This is a genomic window from Cellulomonas marina (genome assembly GCF_900111925.1).
In the GTDB taxonomy this organism is placed as follows: domain Bacteria; phylum Actinomycetota; class Actinomycetes; order Actinomycetales; family Cellulomonadaceae; genus Cellulomonas; species Cellulomonas marina.
Genome location: NZ_FOKA01000031.1, coordinates 1 through 2,096, shown reverse-complemented (window position 1 = coordinate 2,096; position 2,096 = coordinate 1). Strand labels below are relative to the sequence as shown.

The following is a 2,096-nucleotide window of genomic DNA, read 5'->3' as shown; positions in this document are numbered from 1 at the left end:
GTGAGGGGGGAGCTGTCGAAGGTGGGACTGGCGATTGGGACTAAGTCGTAACAAGGTAGCCGTACCGGAAGGTGCGGCTGGATCACCTCCTTTCTAAGGAGCATCTGACGCGCGTCCTTGCCTGTCGTGGGTGGGGGTGGTGCGTGCAGGACCATGCCCTGGCCGTGCGTGCTGGGGGTGGTGCTCGAGGGTGGAACATCGACTGCTGCCGGTCCTGCGGGCCCGGGTGACCCTAGTACGTCGTGTGGTCGTGTCCTTGCTCCTCCTGGTGGGGGGTGGGGGTGCGGTGCGCGGGTGGGAACGGGTGGCCGGGGTGGTCTGGGGGTCGGCTGACACGCTGTTGGGTCCTGAGGGAGCAGCTGCCCGGTCGGGTGGTGTGTTCGTCTCGGGGCCATGGCCGGGGTGCTCGTACCGGCTCATGTCTGGTCCTCTTCCGTCGCGGAAGGGGGGTCGGGGGTGGGTGCTGGCGGTGCCGGATCCGGTCGTGGTGGTCGTTGTTTGAGAACTGCACAGTGGACGCGAGCATCTTTGAATGATCTTTGTGGCAAGTTTTTAAGGGCACAGGGTGGATGCCTTGGCATCAGGAGCCGAAGAAGGACGTGGTAGCCTGCGATAAGCCTCGGGGAGTCGGCAAACAGACTGTGATCCGAGGATGTCCGAATGGGGGAACCCCGCAGCAGTCATGTGCTGTGACCCGCACCTGAATATATAGGGTGTGTGGAGGGAACGCCGGGAAGTGAAACATCTCAGTACCGGCAGGAAGAGATATTCCGTGAGTAGTGGCGAGCGAAAGCGGATCAGGCCAAACCGTGCGCGTGTGATACCCGGCAGGGGTTGCGCGTACGGGGTTGTGGGACCTTGCTGGGCTGGCTGCCGCCGGCCCGGGGAGTGAGAAAGTCGCGCCATAGTCGAACGGCTTTGAATGGCCGGGCACAGAGGGTGGTACCCCCGTAGACGAAATGGTGTGGCCTCCCGTGAGGGATCCCAAGTAGCTCCGGGCCCGAGAAACCTGGAGTGAATCTGCACAGACCACTGTGTAAGCCTAAATACTACCTGGTGACCGATAGCGGACAAGTACCGTGAGGGAAAGGTGAAAAGTACCCCGGGAGGGGAGTGAAATAGTACCTGAAACCGTGTGCCTACAATCCGTCGGAGCCTCCCTAGCAGGGGTGACGGCGTGCCTTTTGAAGAATGAGCCTGCGAGTTAGTGGTACGTGGCGAGGTTAACCCGTGTGGGGAAGCCGTAGCGAAAGCGAGTCCGAACAGGGCGAGGTAGTCGCGTGCTCTAGACCCGAAGCGAAGTGATCTAGCCATGGGCAGGGTGAAGCGCGGGTAAGACCGTGTGGAGGCCCGAACCCACCAGGGTTGAAAACCTGGGGGATGACCTGTGGTTAGGGGTGAAAGGCCAATCAAACTTCGTGATAGCTGGTTCTCCCCGAAATGCATTTAGGTGCAGCGTCACGCGTTCCTTGCCGGAGGTAGAGCTACTGGATAGCCGATGGGCCCCACCAGGTTACTGACGTTAGCCAAACTCCGAATGCCGGTAAGCCACAGCGTGGCAGTGAGACTGCGGGGGATAAGCTCCGTAGTCGAGAGGGAAACAGCCCAGATCACCGGCTAAGGCCCCTAAGCGTGTGCTAAGTGGGAAAGGATGTGGAGTTGCACTGACAACCAGGAGGTTGGCTTAGAAGCAGCCACCCTTGAAAGAGTGCGTAATAGCTCACTGGTCAAGTGATTCCGCGCCGACAATGTAGCGGGGCTCAAGCACACCGCCGAAGCCGTGACACGTGCACAACAGCTCAGCCCGCAAGGGTTCAGGCGTGCAGGTGGGTAGGGGAGCGTCGTGTGGGCGGTGAAGCCGCGGAGTGATCCAGCGGTGGAGACCACACGAGTGAGAATGCAGGCATGAGTAGCGAATGACGGGTGAGAAACCCGTCCGCCGAATGACCAAGGGTTCCAGGGCCAGGTTCATCCGCCCTGGGTAAGTCGGGACCTAAGGCGAGGCCGACAGGCGTAGTCGATGGACAACGGGTTGATATTCCCGTACCGGCGAAGAACCGCCCATACCGAGCCCGGTGACACTAACCACCGCGTGC

Annotated in this window: 2 rRNA genes; both read left to right on the top strand. The window is 61.0% G+C overall.

Annotated elements, in window-relative coordinates:
- Nucleotides 1-93: ribosomal RNA gene (locus BM048_RS17595) — 16S ribosomal RNA — on the top strand; the annotation flags it as partial.
- Nucleotides 94-542: 449 nt separating this feature from the next.
- A 23S ribosomal RNA gene (locus BM048_RS18545) occupies nt 543-2,096 on the top strand; the annotation flags it as partial.